At 59.8% G+C, this 17898-nt stretch carries 18 protein-coding genes; 7 read left to right on the forward strand and 11 right to left on the reverse strand.

The genetic code is table 11. The features are described 5' to 3' along the window. Window positions 1-21 precede the first annotated feature (21 nt). The gene (gene graD, locus JZX88_RS10275; protein WP_206913464.1) at window positions 22-561 is read right to left on the reverse strand and encodes an FADH(2)-dependent resorcinol hydroxylase reductase component; all 540 of its coding nucleotides are present in this window, start codon (window positions 559-561) and stop codon (window positions 22-24) included. Between the two features lie 205 nt (window positions 562-766). Between graD and JZX88_RS10280 the strand changes: the two genes are divergently transcribed. Further along, the gene (locus JZX88_RS10280; RefSeq protein ID WP_065116053.1) at window positions 767-1198 is read left to right on the forward strand and encodes a MarR family winged helix-turn-helix transcriptional regulator; all 432 of its coding nucleotides are present in this window, start codon (window positions 767-769) and stop codon (window positions 1196-1198) included. A gap of 123 nt (window positions 1199-1321) precedes the next feature. Continuing rightward, window positions 1322-1711 (forward strand): hypothetical protein, encoded by a 390-nt coding sequence (locus JZX88_RS10285; RefSeq protein ID WP_206913465.1) that lies wholly within the window; start codon window positions 1322-1324, stop codon window positions 1709-1711. 115 nt (window positions 1712-1826) lie between these two features. Here the strand turns inward: JZX88_RS10285 and JZX88_RS10290 are convergent, their stop codons facing one another. From JZX88_RS10290 to JZX88_RS10305, 4 genes are all read right to left on the reverse strand, one after another. Then, window positions 1827-2453 carry an outer membrane protein gene (locus JZX88_RS10290; RefSeq protein ID WP_065114146.1) on the reverse strand — a complete coding sequence of 209 codons (627 nt, stop codon included), beginning with the start codon at window positions 2451-2453 and terminating at the stop codon, window positions 1827-1829. Between the two features lie 258 nt (window positions 2454-2711). Further along, window positions 2712-4103: a HAMP domain-containing sensor histidine kinase gene (locus tag JZX88_RS10295; protein ID WP_246753461.1), complete on the reverse strand. Its 1392-nt coding sequence runs from the start codon at window positions 4101-4103 to the stop codon at window positions 2712-2714. Between the two features lie 35 nt (window positions 4104-4138). Continuing rightward, complete coding sequence (locus tag JZX88_RS10300) at window positions 4139-4813, reverse strand: response regulator transcription factor (RefSeq protein WP_110756374.1); 675 nt, start codon at window positions 4811-4813, stop codon at window positions 4139-4141. A 193-nt stretch (window positions 4814-5006) separates the two neighbouring features. Then, complete coding sequence (locus JZX88_RS10305) at window positions 5007-5645, reverse strand: TetR/AcrR family transcriptional regulator (RefSeq protein ID WP_206913467.1); 639 nt, start codon at window positions 5643-5645, stop codon at window positions 5007-5009. A 142-nt stretch (window positions 5646-5787) separates the two neighbouring features. On the opposite strand from JZX88_RS10305, the gene JZX88_RS10310 reads away from it, so the two are divergent. Continuing rightward, the gene (locus JZX88_RS10310) at window positions 5788-7824 is read left to right on the forward strand and encodes an NADH:flavin oxidoreductase (protein ID WP_206913468.1); all 2037 of its coding nucleotides are present in this window, start codon (window positions 5788-5790) and stop codon (window positions 7822-7824) included. A gap of 25 nt (window positions 7825-7849) precedes the next feature. Here the strand turns inward: JZX88_RS10310 and JZX88_RS10315 are convergent, their stop codons facing one another. Together JZX88_RS10315 and JZX88_RS10320 are read right to left on the reverse strand one after the other, a co-directional pair. Then, window positions 7850-9208 carry an ATP-binding protein gene (locus JZX88_RS10315; protein ID WP_210347434.1) on the reverse strand — a complete coding sequence of 453 codons (1359 nt, stop codon included), beginning with the start codon at window positions 9206-9208 and terminating at the stop codon, window positions 7850-7852. Next, complete coding sequence (locus tag JZX88_RS10320) at window positions 9208-9870, reverse strand: response regulator transcription factor (protein WP_206913470.1); 663 nt, start codon at window positions 9868-9870, stop codon at window positions 9208-9210. The genes JZX88_RS10315 and JZX88_RS10320 overlap by 1 nt, the downstream gene beginning before the upstream one ends. Before the next feature lie 142 nt (window positions 9871-10012). Between JZX88_RS10320 and dsbD the strand changes: the two genes are divergently transcribed. Continuing rightward, window positions 10013-11875, forward strand: a complete 1863-nt coding sequence (gene dsbD / locus JZX88_RS10325) for a protein-disulfide reductase DsbD (RefSeq protein WP_206913471.1) — start codon at window positions 10013-10015, stop codon at window positions 11873-11875. After that, a complete protein-coding gene (locus tag JZX88_RS10330; protein WP_206913473.1) occupies window positions 11872-12480 on the forward strand; it encodes a DsbA family protein in 609 nt (202 codons plus the stop codon). The genes dsbD and JZX88_RS10330 overlap by 4 nt, the downstream gene beginning before the upstream one ends. A 98-nt stretch (window positions 12481-12578) precedes the next feature. On the opposite strand, the gene JZX88_RS10335 is transcribed toward JZX88_RS10330, so the two are convergent. From JZX88_RS10335 to JZX88_RS10345, 3 genes are all read right to left on the reverse strand, one after another. After that, entirely contained in the window at window positions 12579-13241 is a 663-nt protein-coding gene (locus JZX88_RS10335) for a DsbA family protein (RefSeq protein WP_142857455.1), read from the reverse strand. A 34-nt stretch (window positions 13242-13275) separates the two neighbouring features. After that, on the reverse strand, window positions 13276-14004 hold the full coding sequence (locus tag JZX88_RS10340; RefSeq protein ID WP_206913474.1) for a L,D-transpeptidase: 729 nt from the start codon (window positions 14002-14004) through the stop codon (window positions 13276-13278). A gap of 168 nt (window positions 14005-14172) precedes the next feature. Beyond that, window positions 14173-15111, reverse strand: coding sequence for a phytanoyl-CoA dioxygenase family protein (locus JZX88_RS10345; protein ID WP_206913475.1), 939 nt, complete (start codon window positions 15109-15111; stop codon window positions 14173-14175). Between the two features lie 131 nt (window positions 15112-15242). Between JZX88_RS10345 and JZX88_RS10350 the strand changes: the two genes are divergently transcribed. Then, entirely contained in the window at window positions 15243-16115 is an 873-nt protein-coding gene (locus tag JZX88_RS10350; RefSeq protein WP_206913476.1) for an AraC family transcriptional regulator, read from the forward strand. A gap of 44 nt (window positions 16116-16159) precedes the next feature. Here the strand turns inward: JZX88_RS10350 and JZX88_RS10355 are convergent, their stop codons facing one another. Beyond that, the gene (locus tag JZX88_RS10355; RefSeq protein ID WP_206913477.1) at window positions 16160-16567 is read right to left on the reverse strand and encodes a DoxX family protein; all 408 of its coding nucleotides are present in this window, start codon (window positions 16565-16567) and stop codon (window positions 16160-16162) included. Between the two features lie 395 nt (window positions 16568-16962). Here JZX88_RS10355 and JZX88_RS10360 point away from each other — a divergent pair, with 395 nt between their 5' ends. Beyond that, window positions 16963-17883 carry a LysR substrate-binding domain-containing protein gene (locus tag JZX88_RS10360; RefSeq protein ID WP_206913478.1) on the forward strand — a complete coding sequence of 307 codons (921 nt, stop codon included), beginning with the start codon at window positions 16963-16965 and terminating at the stop codon, window positions 17881-17883. The last annotated feature ends 15 nt before the right edge of the window (window positions 17884-17898 follow it).

Here is a 17898-nt window from a genome sequence, read left to right on the forward strand (position 1 = left end):
GGAATTATCTGGCCGGAAATATCAGGCCGGCAAGCCAGCCGGACTTGCGGCGCAATATTGGGCGTTTTCGTAAAGCAGCGGCCGCGTCGTCTCGCGGACATCGGCCGAAACCACCTGCCCGATGAACACGGTATGCGTTCCATAGGGCATCGCCGCCACCCGACGGCAGGCGATGGCCGCGTGGGCCGCGGGCAGATAGAGGACGCCGTTTTCGTGACGTTGCCAGTCACCGTCGCGGAAACGCTCTTCCGGCGACACCTTGCCGCTGAAAGCATCCGAGAGCGCGGCCTGATCCTGCGTCAGCACGTTGACGATGAAATCGGGCCGGCACAGCAGCAGTTCATGCAGCAGCGTGCGGTTGTTCAGGCAGACCAGAAGCGATGGCGGTTCCATGGAAACCGAGGTAACGGCGGTGACGGTCATGCCGTGATCGCGCTGATCACCGGAAGCGCAGGCAGTGATAACCGTCACGGTGGCCGGAAAACGGCGCATCGTCGTGCGGAAAGTCTGGCCGACGCCTTCCGGCGCAAGGTTGTTCGGGGCGAACAATGCTGATGTCATGAGATCCTCCCAAATCCTGCATTTCTATTTATTTGCATTTGCAATGTTTGTCAATGCAAATGTTTTTTGTCATTTTATCCAACGGGGAAACCTGCCACTCCCCGGCCTTCTGGAGCGAAGCTATTGAAACGGATGGATTGTGCCGGTACAGCCGATAGGCGCACATCAGCATCTGCGCAGATGGTTCTCAAACGGGGATTTGCTCGTGTCTTATCAGTTCACCGACTCGGTACCCTACCTGCTCAACTGGGTGGGCGTTCGGCTTGGCGAGCGTTTCTCGCTGAGACTGGTATCCTATGACATCACCCTGCCGATGTACCGCGTGCTGGCGACACTGAGACAGCAGGAAAGCAAGACGCTGACCGAACTTTCGGACATGGTGTCGGTGGAGATTTCCACGCTGTCCCGCCTGGTGGGGCTGATGGTCCGGCGCAACCTCGTCAGCCGCGAGCGACCGGCCGACAATGCCCGCATCGTGCGTATCACGCTGACCGCAAAGGGCGAGGAACTGGCCGACGAACTGATGCCCATCGCGGCAATGTTTGAAAAAACCGCGATCGAAGGCCTCGATCCCGCCGAAGTGAAACTGTTCAAAAGCATCCTGCGCCATATCGGCCGCAACATTGCCGGTCTCTGACAGCGGCAAAGGAGATCGAACGCGCAGCTATCCGCAGCTCGCCGCACAGTTTTCCGGTGCAATGTACTTGCAATGACCTGTTCCTATCCCTGCGGAAATTCACCGCAGCTGAAAGGAATTCCCATGTCCGACAGGTCATCACTTGCAGTCCCGGCAGCGATCATCCTCATCGCCGCCGCATCGATTGTGCTCACAGCCTGCGCATCGACCGTCATGAAAAGCTATATCGGCGCGCCCATCACCAGCGTGATGCTGGACTATGGGCCGCCGGACAATGTCTACAGCCTGGGCCCCGGCCAGCAGGCCTATCAATGGCGCAAGAACAAGACGCAGGTTGTGGCCGGATCATCAAGCGGTGAAGTACGCTCGACACGGCACGGCGAACGTTACGAAGTGTCCGAAACGCCGGGCTTTGTCGAGCGCATCGATTGCTATTATACTTTCTACACCCGCAGCTCCGGTAACGACTGGTATGTGACGAGCTTCCGGCAACCCTCGCTCGAATGCGAATGATCCTCTTACCGTCCCGCCGCCCGTTCCATGCCATTCCCCGTTTGCCGCCGCCCTGGTCCTGAAAGCGGCGGCTTTGTTTGGATTTTCTTTTCCGGTATCTGTCAGGGCGGCCGGATCAGAAACGATAGTTCAGGCCGGCCTTGATGACGTGATCGCTGACATCTGTCTTCGATCTGCCGCTGGAGGTCGTCGTCGACACATTTCCCGTGTTCACATAGTTATATTCAAACTTGGCCGACAGACCGCCGCCGAAACTCTGTTCGACGCCCGCTCCCACCAGATAACCCCGCTTCCAGTCATCCGGCCCTGTAACGCCGTTTCCATCCTTGAACTTCGTCGTGGTCAGGCCTGCGGTGCCGTAGAGAAGGGTACGGTCGAGCGCCACACCGGCCTTCAGCTTGGCGGCGCCACGGAAACGCTCTCTCAGGCGGCCATTCGGCACGCGCGCATCGTTGCCGAGATAGGAGCCTTCGAGTTCCGCCCCGACGACACCGGAGCCGAACTGGAAATTGTAACCGGCCTGTACACCACCCGTCAGACCACGGCCACCGGCCAGAGGATTGAATCTCGGGGAGGCGACGCCGCCATGAGCGCCGATATAAGCCCCGCCCCAGGAAAAGGCCGGCGGGTTGGCATAATCGAATTGCTGGGCATTGTAGTTGGCAAGATCGGCGGAATAGGCACTGGTTGCTGCCATGACGGCGGCCGTGATGGTAACAAGCGATTTTGCGATGAGCGACATGAATGACTCCAGACGAAACCAGGTGCGTCACATTCTGACGCGGCAGGGTTTCCGTTCGTGTTGAAGAACCGGAAACCGGCTCCCGTGGTCTCCTGTGCGGATGAGCGCAGCAGATACGGGCATTTTCCCCACGAGAATTACGTCTGGATTGCACGCAGATATTTTATCTAAAAATAATTGATATTTTTAATGCACTTACGCTCATTTCTTTAACTTAATTTTAAGAATCGCCGCGATCCGGATTGCGCCGGAAATGATTCATGGCCCAGCACCGCTCCGTGGTGCGACGGAGCGGATCTCCAGCCGAACACAGAAGCCGGGATCGAGGTCGAGGAACAGCACCCTGCCCCGATGAAGCTCGGCCGCCTTCTGCACGAGATTGAGGCCAAGGCCGGCACCGGAGGAATTGGTGTTGATGCGGTGGAACGGCTCGAATACCTGCTCGCGTTCCGCAACGGGTATGCCCGGGCCTTCATCACAGACATCTATGGTTCCGGTTGCCCCAACCCGAACGACAATTGCGCCCCTGCCGCCGCCATGATCGATGGCATTGCGGATGAGGTTGACGACAGCCATCTCGATAATCGAGGTCTGAACCGTGAAGAGAGCCTTTCCTTCGCTCGGTTCGAAATCGAACTCATAACCGGCATCCATCGCAATCGGCGCAAGATCGGTCGCGATGCGTTCGACGAGAACGTTCAGATCCTGCTCTTCGGCAGGCAGTTCCACCGCGCCCACCGCCTGCATTTCAAGAAGCTGATGCGCGACGCGGGTGAGGCGGTCGATATCCGCCCGCAGCTGCCGGCTCAACTCGTCATCGGGAAGAAGATCGGCCCGGACGCGCGCAATCGCAATCGGCGTCCTCAGTTCATGGGCGGCATCGGCCAAAAAGCGGTTGCGGCGATTATAGCCCTCGTCCAGTTTCGAGAGCGCAACATTGAAGGCGTCCACCAGCGGAATGATTTCACTCGGCACCTTCGAACGATCGATCCGGGCGGAACGGTTCTCGAAATTGATCGATTGTGCCTGGGCGACCGTTTCCATGAGGCCGCTCAGCGAACGGCCAACCGCACGGGGCGTCACCAGCAATGTCGCAATACCCGTCAAGAGCAGCATGGGCACAACGGCGACAAGGATGATGAAACCGACACCGGGCAGCACGGTCAGCCAGCGGATGGCACCATCGGCATCCTTTTCGAGATCCAGTTGCACATTGATCCACAGACTGATGCCGTCATTCGGGAAGCCTTTTTCCGTGCCGGCAATGAACTGCAGCCGCCCGGCCGGCGTATCGCGGTTTTCCATGGTGGCCCGGACTGTTTCCCCGGCCTCCAGACGCGCCCTTTCGATGCCCCGGGGAAACACCGCTTCCAGAGCAGGTGCCGGGACATCCCCATATTGCAGGACGATTTCCTCGGCGTCCCGCACGACAAACCAGAGATTGGGGTAGCGCTGCTTCAACGCCTCCAGATCGGGCGTCGCCGACACCTGTGGCCGGCCCTGCCCATCCTTAGTCACACTTTCCGCAATGATGCGCGCGGCCTCTTCATTGGCGCCTTCCAGCCGCGGATCGATGATCCAGATCCAGCCGACGAGAAGAATGACGAAAAGAACGAGAAAAAATGCCTGCAAGGCGAAAAGGCGCTTCATCAGCCCCCATCGCAGGGATCGGTTGCGCTCCGGTCTCATGTCTTTGCCCGGATGAGATAACCGATATTGCGCACGGCTCTTATCTCCACCGTCGCTTCGGCCTGCGCCAGCTTCTTCCGGATGCGCGAGATATGCGCATCGAGCGCATTGGACTCGATCTCATCGTCAAGCGTATAAACCGCTTCGATCAGGCTCGACCGTGTCACGATGCGGTTCGGACGCCGCATCAGCGCTTCAAGGGCCAGATATTCCCGACGCCGCAACTCGAGGACGGAACCCGCAACGCTGACTTCATTGCTTTTCGGATCGATACTGAGATTTCCGAAGCTGGTATATTTGTCGGAAATCGAAGGGCCGCGCCTGTGAAGGGCCCTTAGGCGGGCAAGCAATTCCTCGATTGCGAAAGGCTTGGCGAGATAATCATCCGCCCCCGCATCCAGCCCATCGACCCGGTGATCGACGCTTCCAAGCGCCGTCAGAACCAATATCGGTACGGAATGTTTCCGGCGGCGAAGCGAGGATACGAGGCTCAGCCCCTCGCCATCCGGCAGGCGACGATCCAGAACCAGCACATCGTAGGAGCCATCCCGCGCAAGCGCATCGGCATCGCTGATGGTGCTGACATGATCGGCAAGCACATCACGCCGGCGCAGGGCCTCGAGCAGCGCACGCGCCATTTCGGGTTCATCCTCAAGAAGCAGGATTCGCAATGACTTTCCCCCAAAGACGAACTCTTGCCATCCTCACCACTGTTCGGTGAAGGTTGCAGGTAGATTGCAGGCGGGCCGGCCTTCTTCTTGTAGCACCGCAACCAACATAATCCGACTGGCATTGCAGGTGTTTTGGCGACACCAAATTGCTGTCCTTGTATCGTCCAGACATGCCGTGATCAGCGATCGGGCGTCAGACCTCGGGGGCGGGCCTGTATCCGTGTCTGGCATAAAAGCGGTCAAGCTCGCGCTGCTGCGGCACCTCGCCGGTATAGATCGCGATATAGTCCGCAATCCTTCTCATCCGCACCGCCACATCTTCCTCGACCTGCATGGAAATATAACCGATCTGCACGAGATAAGTGGTGCGGGCGCGCACATCCGCCGTATTTTCAGGGTGGCCGAAACGCATGAACATGCGAGAAAGCGCCTCCATTCTCACCGCATCCGCCTTGCGAACTTCGCCAAGAATATCATTGGACTGCAGCGCCCAGCTGCGCACCGCGAATTCGAACTTGCTGTCGAAAAGCGAGGAATCCAGCCAGCAATCGAAAACATTCAGCATCGCCTCGGCCAGGGTTTCCGCATAGGCCTCCGATTGCCTGAGGATGCTTCCCGTGTTCTTCTCGCGCCAGCGGGACAACAGCGCCGCCAGCAATTCCTCCCGGTCCTTGAAGAACCAGTAGAAGCTGGTGCGCGAGAGATTGAGCTTTTTCGCCAGAGGCAGGATCTTGACGGAATCCACCCCGGATTCCAGCAGCGCCTCGTAGGCGGCCTCAAGCCAACCCTCCTGCGATCCACGCCAACCGGTTTCGTTCAATGTCGCTTCCATGACAATTGCGTAGCAAATCAGTCCCTGCGCGACAAGGCAAAGCGTACACTCTTGTCGAACTCACAAACACCGGTGTTTTCTTAATTGACACATATGTACATTTTCTCTTAGCCTTGTTCCACAACCGTTTTGGAGCAGGCACATGTCGAACGATCCCCTTCTTCAGCCCTATCAGCTCAAGCATCTGACGCTGCGCAACCGCATCATCGTCACCTCCCACGAACCCGCCTACCCCGAAGACGGCATGCCGAAAGGACGCTACCGCGCCTACACCGTCGAGCGGGCCAGAGGCGGCGTGGCGCTGACGATGACGGCGGGCTCTGCCGCCGTGTCGAAAGACAGCCCGCCCGTTTTCAACAATCTCTTGGCCTACAAGGATGAAATCGTTCCGTGGATCCGGGAAATGACCGACGCCGTGCATGAGGCCGGTTCGGCGATCATGATCCAGCTGACGCATCTTGGCCGCCGCACCCGCTGGGACAAGGGCGACTGGCTGCCGGTCCTCGCGCCATCGCATCAGCGGGAAGCGGCGCACCGCGCCTTTCCGAAGAAGATCGAGGACTGGGATATCGAGCGTATCATCAAGGATTTCGCCGACGCTGCCGAACGGATGAAGGCGGGCGGCATGGATGGCGTGGAACTGGAAGCCTATGGCCACCTCATCGACCAGTTCGTCTCACCCCTGACCAACGAGCTTGAAGGCCCCTATGGCGGCTCGCTTGAAAACCGCATGCGCTTCTGTCTCGACGTCTTCAGGGCGATACGCCAACGCGTCGGCGACGATTTCATCCTCGGGGTTCGTTACACCGCCGATGAATGTCTTGAGAACGGCACCAGCAAAGAGGAAGGCATCGAAATCTCCAGACGGCTGAAGGAGAGCGGCCTGATCGACTATCTCAACGTCATCAGGGGGCATATCGACACCGATCCCGGCCTGACCGACGTCATCCCCATTCAGGGCATGGCCAGCGCGCCGCATCTTGATTTCGCAGGCGAAATCCGCGCAGCGACCAGCTTCCCCATCTTCCATGCCGCCAAGATCCAGGATGTCGCCACCGCCCGGCATGCGATTGCCGCCGGCAAGGTCGACATGGTCGGCATGACCCGCGCCCACATGACCGATCCGCATATCGTCCGCAAGATCATGGAAAAGCGGGAGGAGGACATCCGCCCCTGCGTCGGCGCCAATTATTGTCTTGATCGCATCTATCAGGGCGGCCTCGCCTTCTGCATTCACAATGCGGCAACCGGCCGCGAGGAAACCATGCCGCATGAAATCACCCGGGCTGAGAAAAGCCTGAAGGTGGTGATTGTCGGCGCTGGCCCGGCAGGCCTTGAAGCCGCAAGGGTCTGCGCCGAGCGCGGCCACGCGGTCGTGGTCTTCGAAGCCGCCAGCGACGCCGGCGGCCAGATCCGCCTGACCGCACAGAGCGAACGCCGCCGCGAAATGATCGGCATCGTCGACTGGCGCATGAACCAGTGCGAGAAGCTCGGCGTCATCTTCCATTTTAACAGCTGGGCGGAGGCGGATACGGTTGTCGCCGAAAAACCCGACGTGGTGATTATCGCCACCGGCGGACTGCCGCATACCGAGGTGCTTTCGAAGGGCAACGAGCTGGTCGTCTCCGCATGGGATATCATTTCCGGCGACGTCAAGCCGGGCACCAATGTTCTCGTCTATGATGATGCCGGCGACCACACCGGGCTTCAGGCCGCCGAACTCATCGCCAAGGCGGGCGGCAAGGTCGAGATCATGACGCCGGATCGCTCTTTCGCCCCGGAAGTCATGGCCATGAATCTCGTACCCTATATGCGCTCGCTGCAGAAACACGACACGACATTCACCGTCACCTACCGGCTGGAGGCGGCGGAAAGAAGCGGCAACCAGATCATCGCCCATGTCGGCAGCGATTATGGCGGAGTTTCGAAACAGCGCGTTGTCGACCAGATCGTCGTCAATCACGGCACAATCCCGCTGGACGAGCTTTATTTCGAGCTCAAGCCCGGCTCAAAGAACCTCGGCGAAATATCCTATGACGCGCTGATTGCGGGCGCGGCCCAGACCGTCGAGCGCAATCCTGCCGGCTCCTACCGGCTGTTCCGGATTGGTGATGCAGTCGCAGCGCGCAACACCCATGCGGCAATCTATGACGCGCTGCGCCTCGCAAAGGACCTCTGAGAGAGCTGCCCCGTGGCGGCCTCCTTCATAACTCAAGCGATACCGCGAACCGCTGACCGAATTGCGAAAACTGCAGCCGCCCGCCCAACCGGTCGATTGCCATCTTGACGATGGCAAGCCCAAGGCCGCTTCCACCCGGTTCCGATCGCGGCGAACGGTAGAAGCGCTGCAGCACCCGTTCCTGTTCCTCCACCGCGATCCCCGCCCCTTCGTCGATAACCACGACGTTCACCTTGCCGTTTGCCAGTTCCGCCCGGCATTCCACCGTCGACCCCTTCGGCGAGTGCTGCACGGCGTTTTCCATCACGTTGCGGATCGCAAGACGAAGCAGGGACCGATCCGCCTCGATGAGGATCGTATCCGCCTCTTCCGAAAGCCGGCAGGTAATTTCAACCTCGCGCGCTCGCCTGAGCGGCTCCAGCTCCTGTATGACATCAAGGATCAGACGGGGAATGTCGACGCCGGCTTTCGCGGCCTGCGCTTCGGTGGCATCGACGGCAGCCAGGTCGATTAGCTGTTTCGCCATCCGGCTTGTCCGGTCGACGCTTTGCTCGATGCGCCGCAGCGCCTGTTGCTGCACCTCGGGATCAGTGGAACGCATGGCCACCTGCGCCTGCGTCTTCAGGCCGGCAAGCGGCGTCTTCAATTCATGTGCTGCATAGGTCGTAAACTCGCGTTCCCTCTCCCGCGTCGCCTGAACACGCGCCAGAAGGCTGTTCAGCGCATGGATCATCGGCCGAAGCTCCGATGGCGTTCCCTTGTCGGCAAAGCCGTGGAGCTCAGTCGCGTCGCGCGCTTTCATGCCGTTTGCGAGCTTTTGCAGGGGCGCAAGCCCCCGGGAAACACACAGCCAGATAAGGCCAGCCATCAGCGGCATGATGAAAAGCGCCGGATAAAGAAGTCCCTTGATGACATCGTCAACCAGCCGGTCGCGAACTTCGACACTGTCGCCCACCAGAACCCGGACACCGAGGTCGGGTTTCACGACCGCATAAACACGCCATTCGATGCCGTTGATGACCGTATTCTGGAAGCCCGAGGCATGATCCGAAAGGGAAGCATCCGGGGCACTGTCCGATTTGCTGAGCAGACGGCCGCTGATGGACCAGATCTGGCAGGCAAGCTGGCGTTCGTAGGAGGGTATCGCCGCCGCATCAGCGTTCACCTCCTCATCATGCGTCGGTGAATGGCCGTCTATCAGGCGGATATCGACAGGGCGGTCGCCAACGAGGGATCCGACCATTCTTGCCGATTCCACCAGCCGTGCATCGAGAACATGCTCCAGCCGCGCCTTCGTGCTGGTATAGATCCACACGCAGGCCGACAGCCATACGAGGCCCGTCATCAACAGAAGCACGGTAAACAATCTTGCCCGGATCGACATCACGCAACCCTCCCGACGCGGTAACCGACACCGCGCACCGTCTCGATGAAACCGGCGCCCAGCTTGGAACGAAGCTTGTGGATGTGGACCTCGATGGTGTTGCTTTCCACATCCTCCTGCCAGCCATAGAGCTTTTCTTCCAGAATCGGCTTTGAAAAAATCATGCCGGGATTCTGCATGAGGGCATGGATGATCGCAAATTCGCGGCGCGACAGCGCAATGACACTGTCATCCTTCTTCGCCACCATCTTCGCCGGATCGAGCGTTACGCCCAGCGCCGACAGCGTGCCCTCGGAACGCCCCTCGCCACGGCGGATGATCGCCCGCAGCCGGGCGGCAACCTCATCAAGATCGAAAGGCTTGCCCAGATAATCATCCGCGCCGGCATCGAGGCCGCAAATCTTGTCCGTGGTCGCATCCTTGGCGGTGAGCAGGAGGATCGGTACCCGGTTGCGTTCATTACGGGTGTGGCGCAGAAGATCGAGACCTGACCCGTCAGGCAACATCACATCAAGGACAACGGCGTCGAAACGGCAATTCTCGAGGGCGATTTTTGCGTCGCCAAGCGTCATGACGGCATCGACGGTGAAGCCGGCAAGCTGCAGCCCGACACGCAGACCATCAAGCAGGACATCATCGTCCTCGACCACCAACAGACGCATTGAGCACTCCATCATTCCGGCAAACGGGTATTTTGATGCGCGGGAACCTGAGAAACGAACCTTAAGGCTGGCTTAAGCTTCCAGCCGGAAGCCTGCGCCATCCATGGCTTATCCCACAAGGCCTACCCCATAAGGAAAGAGAATGCGTTTCAATTTTTCGTTCGTGCTCCTCGTTCTCATGTCCATTTGCGGACCGGCGCTCGCGCTCGGTCCGCCGATGGACATGGCGGATGCGTTCAAGCTTTCGATAGACCGCACGGGAACGGCGGCCACCTTCCGCTGGCAAGTCGCCGAGGGATATTATCTCTATCGGGAGAGCCTGCAGGCCACCACTGAGGACGGAACGAAGCTCGATCTCAGGACGCCGGCCGGCGAGATGAAGGATGATCCCGGTTTCGGCAATACCGAAGTCTATTTCGGGCAAGCCGCCGCCACGCTCGCCGACGCGCCGCAGACGATGAAGCTGACATTTCAGGGCTGCCAGGACGGCGGCATCTGCTATCCGTTCAGAACGGTCGCCATCGACGGGTTGCGGATCGAAGCGGAAGCGCCGTTCGGCATAAGGCCGCAGGATCCACCCGCATTTCAGTCCTTCGCCCTGATCGCGCCGTCCGCGCAACCGGAAAAGGCTGAGCAGTCAGTACCTGTACCAGCACCCCCGGCCGAGCCGGGCATGGTGGAAGGTTTTCTTGCCCGGGGCGGCACGGCGCTGCTTCTCGCTTCCTTCATGGGTCTTGGCGTACTCCTCGCATTCACGCCCTGCGTATTTCCCATGTACCCCATCCTCGCGGCCACGCTTGGCCGGCAGGGCGCTTCACTGTCACCCGGCCGCAGCTTTCTCCTGTCCTCAACCTATGTCGTCGCGCTTGCCGCCGCCTTCAGCCTGTTCGGCATACTGGCCGCATGGCTCGGCCAGAGCTTCCAGATTGCCCTCCAGTCACCACCGGCCATTCTCATCACCGCCGCCGTCTTTATCATTCTGGCGATCGCCAGTTTCGGCATGGTCGAGGTCCAGCTTCCGGCCGGCCTTCGCGACCGGCTGGCGCGATCGCAGCGTTCGCTCGGCGGATCGTTCGGCTCGACTGCCATTCTCGGTTTCAGCTCGGCGCTGCTGATCGGCCCCTGCGTGACGGCGCCGCTTGCAGGCGCACTTCTCTATATCGCCAAGAGCGGCAACCTGCTGCTCGGTGCAGCAGCGCTCTTTGCGCTCGGCATCGGCAAGGGCATTCCGCTCATCCTCATCGGCACATCCGGCGCGGCGTTGCTGCCGCGGGCCGGCGCATGGATGGCGCAGATACGTTGGCTGTTCGGCTTCATCTTCCTTGCCACCGCGATCTGGTATCTCGACCGGCTCATTCCTCCATCCGCAACGCTCGCGCTTTCCGCAGCGCTGCTCGTTACCATCGGTGTTTTTTTCGGTGCTCTCGACGCGCTGCCGCAACAGGCCGGCATTGGCCGCCGGCTGATGAAATCGGCCAGCCTTCTTTCCATGCTCTACGGAGCGTTTCTCGCTTTTGGCGCGGCAAGCGGCAGCACCAGCATGCTCCAGCCGCTGCAATTCTCCGGCAGCCCGGTCGCCAGCCGCTCCCTGCCCGGCCTGACAAAGGCGAGTTTTGCAACCGTTAGTTCCAATCGGGAATTGAAAACCGCGGTCGCTGAAGCAGGAAAGCCAAGCCTCGTCTACTTCACCGCGGACTGGTGCGTTTCCTGCCGCGTCATCGAGCGCTCCGTTCTGAGCAATCCACAGGTCGCGGAAAGCCTTAGGGATACGAACCTCGTCTCCATCGATCTATCGGACATGACGTCAGACAAGCAGCAATTGATGAAGGACAGCAATGTCATCGGCCCGCCGACCATGCTGTTCTTCGACAAAAAAGGAACCGAACTCCCCTCCATCCGCATGGTGGGCGAGATTTCGGCCCGTTCACTCATCGATGCGGCGGCGCAAACGCAGCAGGCGCTTGCAAAACCGGCAATCGACAACACCGCAGGAGCCCGCCAATGACCCTTACACGCCGACAGCTTGTCGCAATGGCCGGCCTTGCCGCCATTGCTCCCCCCTCGCTTGTTTTTGCTGAGACAGACCCGACAAGCCGGGAGATGGTGCTGCACGATCCGGATGCCCCGGTCCTCGGCAATCCGAAAGGCGATGTGACGGTGGTGGAATATTTCGACTACCAGTGCCCCTATTGCAAATCATCCTACGGCATGGTGCGCGACGTGGTCGAACAGGATGGCAAGGTCAGACTTGTGCTGAAGGACTGGCCGGTCTTCGGCGGCGCATCGGTCATCGCCGCGCAGGCGGTGCTCGCCAGCGCCAGGCTCGGCAAATATGAAAAAACGCTCGACGCCATGTTTCACACGCCGAACAAGCTGCAGCAGGCCGATGTCGAAAAGGCCCTTAAGAAAGCGGGCCTGACCTTCGACGGTGTCGGCAAGGCCGTTGTCGAGCATCAGGCGTGGATTTCCGGCCTGCTGGACCGGAACTGGGTACAGGCCGCCGCCTTTAAATTCGTCGGCACGCCATCATTTGTGGTGGGAACGACGAGCTTTGCCGGCGTCCTCGATCGCAAGGGCCTGAAGGAAGCAATCGCCAAGGCACGAGGATAGGACGAGACGGCAAAGGGCATCGGCACTGCGATGCCCGGCCGGAATGTTGGAACGATGGTTTCAGTCCGACCGGACCTGAAACCATCATTCTCCGAAGGCTACGCCTGTTCACGCGCTCTTTTGAAAAGATCGGTAAAGGCTTCCGCGCTCTGTACCGCACCGGGGACGAGGAACTTGCCGATGATGAAAGCAGGCGTTCCCGTCAATTGCAGCGACATCGCCTGTTCATGATTGCGCGCAAGCAGATCATCAATCTCCGCCGCTTTCGATTTCATGTCGCGCTCGAGACGGGCAAAGTCGATACTTGTCGCACGCACGGTGTCGCGCATCTCGTCGGCCTTCACCTTCGGCGTCTTGATCGCCATCAGCGCATCATGAACGATATGGTAGGCGTCCTGATATTTCGCCGCCAGCGCCAGTCGCGCTCCCTCGACGGAGTCGGGCGTTATGATCGGCCAGTCCTTGTAGACCATCCTGACATCCCCGTCTGCCGAGACCGCATTGCTCATGGGAACGGCCGTCTTTTTGCACCAGGGGCAATTATAGTCGAGAAAGGCGACCATGGTGAGCTTGCCGGCAGGATTACCGGAGACGGGTGCTGCCGGATCGCGCAGGATCATCTCAAGCTTCAGACCGTTGGGTGAAGCCGCAGCCGGCGATGCGACGGCCGAGACCACCGAAATCGAGCCGAGGAGAAAGGCACGGCGTCTGAGCCCGGCAAGGGCTGAAACATCCGCGCGGTTTCGAACATCATGTGCCATGGTGATGGGCCTTCTTTCTTTTCCGTATCGGTCGTCAGGCGGCAAGTTGCTGGCGTTTCGAGGGGTCGGGAATAACCACGATGGTGCTGCCGTCCCTCACATTGTTGAAGAGGTCGATGACATCCTGGTTCAGCAGCCGGATGCAGCCGGAGGAAACCGCCTTGCCGATAGAAAAGGCCTCCGGTGTTCCGTGCAGGCGGTAAAGCGTGTCCCTGCCGCCCTGATGAATGTAGAGCGCCCGCGCGCCGAGCGGGTTCTTGAGGCCGGGTGGCATTCCGCCATTGGCGATGCTGTAGGGCTGGAGGCTGGGCTGCCGCGCCACCATCTCGTCCGGCGGGGTCCATTTCGGCCATGCCCGCTTGTAGGCGACAATCGCCCGGCCGGCCCAGGAGAAGCCGTCCCGGCCGACGCCAATCCCGTAACGGGTCGCCTTGCCACCCGGCAGAATGTGATAGAGAAACTTGTTCGGCGTATCGACGATCAGTGTGCCGGGCTTTTCGTCGGTCGGATAATCGACGACCTGCCGCCAGTAGCGGGGGTCCACCTGCTTGATGTTCACCGCCGGGATCGGGAATGTCTCATCGGGAAGCGCCGCATACATTGCCGGCGTGGCCGGCGCAGGCGTCTCGGGCAAGGGGTCGTCGTTCCTCGACAGCGTCGCCGGCTTTGGTGGCTGACCGGACGTGGCGCAACCCGCCAGCAGGCCCGCAAGCCCAAGGGCAAGAAGGTTTCTGCGGGTGGTGAAAATCGGGATATCGTGCATTCTGGGCTGTGTCTCCTATTCGGCGACACATAGCCGGTCCCCACCTTAAGCCAGTCTTAAGGCCACCACCCGCATGGCAATTCGTCCGGATCGGCGTTATTGCGGATCATCGACGAGATAAATGACCGCCCCCTGGAGCGGTCATTTTCTCTATGTGTTCGATGCAGTTCACCAGCGGGTCAAGCCAAGCAGCTTTTCACCGAGCGGGTTGAGCCTGGCGGTTTCGGCATGGCGTTTCTCCCATTCACGCGGATCACCGGGAAAGGCGTCGCGCTGCGGATGATCGAGCTCCTTCCAGAGCCGGATCCGCTCCTGCCGTTCTGCCTCATTGTCGAATTCTGCCGGGTGCATGGAGATGTATTGCGCCATGCGCACGCGGCCATCGGAATGATTGGGACGCACGCCATGGGCAAGCAGCGAGTTGAAAATCATCAGGTCACCCGGTTCCATATCGATATTGACGACGGAGAGGCCAGCCATATCCGGATGCATCGGATCACGATCTTCCGGCTGCGTCTTCACCCACTCGTCAAAATGCTCAAAAAGATAGGGCACGCACTGAAAACCGCCGACATCGCCGTCCTGCTTCTGCAGGCTCAGCACGCCCTGTACGCCGATCGGCAGCGGGCGGATGGACGTATCCACATCCCAGTGGATGAAGCCGTTGGGATTGCCCTTCACCTTTTTCGGCGGATTGAGATTGGCGCGATCGATGGTGACCCACAGATCCTCCCGGTCCCATATGTCGACGAAGACGTCGTAGACCCGCTGCTCCACGCGATTGTCCCAGAGATACTGGTGATTATAGATCTCCAGCATGCCGGTATTGTTCAATTCCTTCATCTTGTGTTCGCGCCTTTGCGGCGCATACCAGGTCGAAGCGTCGGCGGGATCCTTCTCATCGAATTTCCAGAGCAGATCGACAAGGCGTTCCACATTCGCCGCAGGCACCGCCTGACGGACAATGATATATCCCCTCGTCGTCCAGTGCTGCCAGTCCGCTTCCGACAGGACGCGCAGCGGCAAGGTCTTGTTGATATCCTTGAGCTGGGTCGTGGCGGCCGTCGTCGGATGGCTGTCGCGTTTGATTGCTGCGGTGGATTGCATGTCGTTCTCCCATCATCATCTCCCTGACCATCAGGCGATGAAAGGAAAGCTACGGCTTTCCGGGCGGACGTGTTGTCCGCAGATGGACAATATTGATACTATTCCAGCGTATAAATCCCAAAAGGCGCGGAATGAGACCACATCTCGAACATCTGCCGACATCGCCAGAGTCATCCTGGAGCAGGCTCAACCGGCGGCTTGACGACGCCATTCCGTTCGAATGGCACCACCATCCCGAGTTCGAGCTGACATTGACGCTGAATTCCCGCGGGCAGCGGTTCGTGGGTAATCATGTTGCCGATTACGATCACGGCGACCTCGTGCTCATCGGCCCGAACCTGCCGCACACCTGGGCGTCGCGTGACAAACTCGATCCGGCTGAACCCCATGTCGCCCTCGTCTTCTGGTTCAGGAAAGAATGGATCGAAGGACTGGCCGGCGGATCGGTGGAACTGGCGCCCGTCAGGCGTCTCATCCAGAACGCCGCAACTGGACTGGCGTTCGATCCCGCGCTTGGCCGGGCTCTGGCGGATGATTTTGAAGCGATATTTTCCCGTCCGCCAGTCGGGCAGCTGACCGGACTTCTGGATATTCTGGCGCGGCTGGCGGCAGAGGACAATGGCGCGCCCCTGTCAACCGTCGTGCCGCAGCAGGTGGAAGGGGATCGCTCGCGGATTGACCGTGTCCTGATCCATCTGCACCGCCACTACCATGAGCCGCTCCGCATGGAGCAGATTGCCGCAATAGCCGCTCTCAGCGAATCCGGCCTGCACCGCATGTTCAGGAAACATACGCAGGTCAGCATGTCCGATTATCTGATCGGCCTCCGGGTCGGCGAAGCCTGCGCCCGGCTTTCAGGCACCACCCAGCCGATCCGGCATATCGCTGCCGATGTCGGTTATGCCTCGCTGGCTAATTTCAATCGCCAGTTCCTGCGTCTGCGCGGCATGACACCGCGCGACTATCGCGCCTCGTTTCACGGCAGCGGCAGGAAAATCCGGTAACGTATCGACACCACCGGATTGCCCTTGTGCCGCAGCGGCCTGCGTTACTTCGCATCCTGCCCCAGGCGGTACCTGCCGGGTCCGGTGACAAAATACAAGAACAGGCCCCCGACGATGGCCAGGTTCTTGAAGAACTGCCCCTGCTGGGCAGAACGCGCCTCTTCCGGAAACGACCAGAACGCATGGCTGAGCAAGGTCGCGACACAGGTGAAAGCCAGCAGTATCACACTTGTCTCTCTGGCCCTTACTCCGAATATCAAGGCAGCGGCGCCGAGGATTTCCACCAAGATCACGAGGTATACGACAAGGCCGGCAAAAGGCACGCCCTTTGCAGCCAGAGACCCGGCAAAACCGGAAATTTCGAAAAGCTTGCCGACACCGGCCTGCAGGAAGAGGGCGCTGATGGAAAGGCGCGCCAGAAGGATTATCGCATCGTTTATCTTTGCAGTCATGGGAGGTTCCTGGTGAATCTTGCTTCGGTGCTTTCGGCAAATCTATCATCGCCGCGCACCTCTGAAATTGACGATTGGGAGAGCGACAGTAACGACCTGAACAACTTGTCGTGTGCATGTCTGGTAGCCACTCGATACGTCACCGCGTCATCGGGATCGATAACAGGACGCAGACCTTCAAAATTGGCTGTTTTATTCGCGGATCTTCCTTTTCATTTGGAGGGCACGCCACCGACTGGTGGCATTTTCGATAAAAAGCCTTTTTAATTCAGGCTCATACGAATACCGGACAGCAAGGCCGGAGGCTTTTGGGAGCAGCCATTGAAAGAGTATGAGTGTTCCAATTTCAGCTCGATAGGTTGCTTTTTCGGACGCATCGTTCTAACTGGGAAACGATGCGAAATTTGAATGACCTTTATTACTTCGTTCAGATCGTCGACCACGGAGGCTTTGCGCCGGCCGCACGCGCGGTTGGATTGCAGAAGTCCAAATTGAGCAGACGGCTCTGCGTTCTCGAGGATCGGCTGGGCGTCCGCTTGCTCAACCGCTCGTCACGCCGCTTCTCGGTCACTGAAGTCGGCCAGGAATATTACCGCCATTGCGTCGCCATGCTCACCCAGGCCGATGCCGCCGAACAGGCCGTTGCCGAATTTCATGCCGAGCCGCGCGGCGTCGTCCGCATGGCTTGTCCGGTTGGCCTGCTGCAATTCCAGTTCGGGGCGATAGTCGCCCGTTTTGCCCGGGCGCATCCCGCCGTCGAGGTGCATCTCAAGAGCTTCAACCGGCCGGTCGACGTTATCGCCGAGGGTTTCGATCTGGCAATCCGCGCAAGCTTTCCGCCGCTCAACGATACCGGTCTCGTCATGCGCAAGCTCGATGACAGCCACCAGTGCCTCGTCGCCAGCCCTCGCCTCATCTCCGGCGAAGTCAACACACCCGCCGATCTTCACAGCCTTCCGAGCCTCGAACAGGGCCAGTCGCGGCCGGCCTACCAATGGGAACTGGAAAACCATGAAGGGCAAACCGTCAGAGTGTCCCACAATCCCCGTATCGTCACCGACGACCTGACGACCCTGCATCTGGCGGCGATGGATGGGCTGGGCGTCGTTCAACTTCCGACATCCCTCGTCTGGCAGGACGTCAAGGCCGGACGTCTGATCCACCTGCTGCCGAACTGGCGACCACGATCCGCCATCGTACACGCCGTATTCGCCTCGCGGCGTGGGCTGCTGCCATCGGTTCGCGCGCTGCTCGACTTTCTCGCACAGGAATGCGCCCTTGAGAGGGGCGTCACGGATCAGGCGCTTCGGTCCTAGTTGAGCGTGACAGCG

The sequence above is a fragment of the Agrobacterium sp. OT33 genome, assembly GCF_017313365.1.
Lineage (GTDB): Bacteria > Pseudomonadota > Alphaproteobacteria > Rhizobiales > Rhizobiaceae > Agrobacterium > Agrobacterium rhizogenes_A.

Coding starts and splice junctions, on each gene's coding strand:
- JZX88_RS10360 (WP_206913478.1), top strand. CDS start 16,963: ATGCGAAATTTGAATGACCTTTATTACTTCGTTCAGATCGTCGACCAC.
- JZX88_RS10305 (WP_206913467.1), bottom strand. CDS start 5,645: ATGGAAGCGACATTGAACGAAACCGGTTGGCGTGGATCGCAGGAGGGT.
- dsbD (WP_206913471.1), top strand. CDS start 10,013: ATGCGTTTCAATTTTTCGTTCGTGCTCCTCGTTCTCATGTCCATTTGC.
- JZX88_RS10315 (WP_210347434.1), bottom strand. CDS start 9,208: ATGTCGATCCGGGCAAGATTGTTTACCGTGCTTCTGTTGATGACGGGC.
- JZX88_RS10335 (WP_142857455.1), bottom strand. CDS start 13,241: ATGGCACATGATGTTCGAAACCGCGCGGATGTTTCAGCCCTTGCCGGG.
- JZX88_RS10310 (WP_206913468.1), top strand. CDS start 5,788: ATGTCGAACGATCCCCTTCTTCAGCCCTATCAGCTCAAGCATCTGACG.
- JZX88_RS10345 (WP_206913475.1), bottom strand. CDS start 15,111: ATGCAATCCACCGCAGCAATCAAACGCGACAGCCATCCGACGACGGCC.
- JZX88_RS10330 (WP_206913473.1), top strand. CDS start 11,872: ATGACCCTTACACGCCGACAGCTTGTCGCAATGGCCGGCCTTGCCGCC.
- JZX88_RS10320 (WP_206913470.1), bottom strand. CDS start 9,870: ATGCGTCTGTTGGTGGTCGAGGACGATGATGTCCTGCTTGATGGTCTG.
- JZX88_RS10350 (WP_206913476.1), top strand. CDS start 15,243: ATGAGACCACATCTCGAACATCTGCCGACATCGCCAGAGTCATCCTGG.
- JZX88_RS10340 (WP_206913474.1), bottom strand. CDS start 14,004: ATGCACGATATCCCGATTTTCACCACCCGCAGAAACCTTCTTGCCCTT.
- graD (WP_206913464.1), bottom strand. CDS start 561: ATGACATCAGCATTGTTCGCCCCGAACAACCTTGCGCCGGAAGGCGTC.
- JZX88_RS10285 (WP_206913465.1), top strand. CDS start 1,322: ATGTCCGACAGGTCATCACTTGCAGTCCCGGCAGCGATCATCCTCATC.
- JZX88_RS10355 (WP_206913477.1), bottom strand. CDS start 16,567: ATGACTGCAAAGATAAACGATGCGATAATCCTTCTGGCGCGCCTTTCC.
- JZX88_RS10295 (WP_246753461.1), bottom strand. CDS start 4,103: ATGAAGCGCCTTTTCGCCTTGCAGGCATTTTTTCTCGTTCTTTTCGTC.
- JZX88_RS10290 (WP_065114146.1), bottom strand. CDS start 2,453: ATGTCGCTCATCGCAAAATCGCTTGTTACCATCACGGCCGCCGTCATG.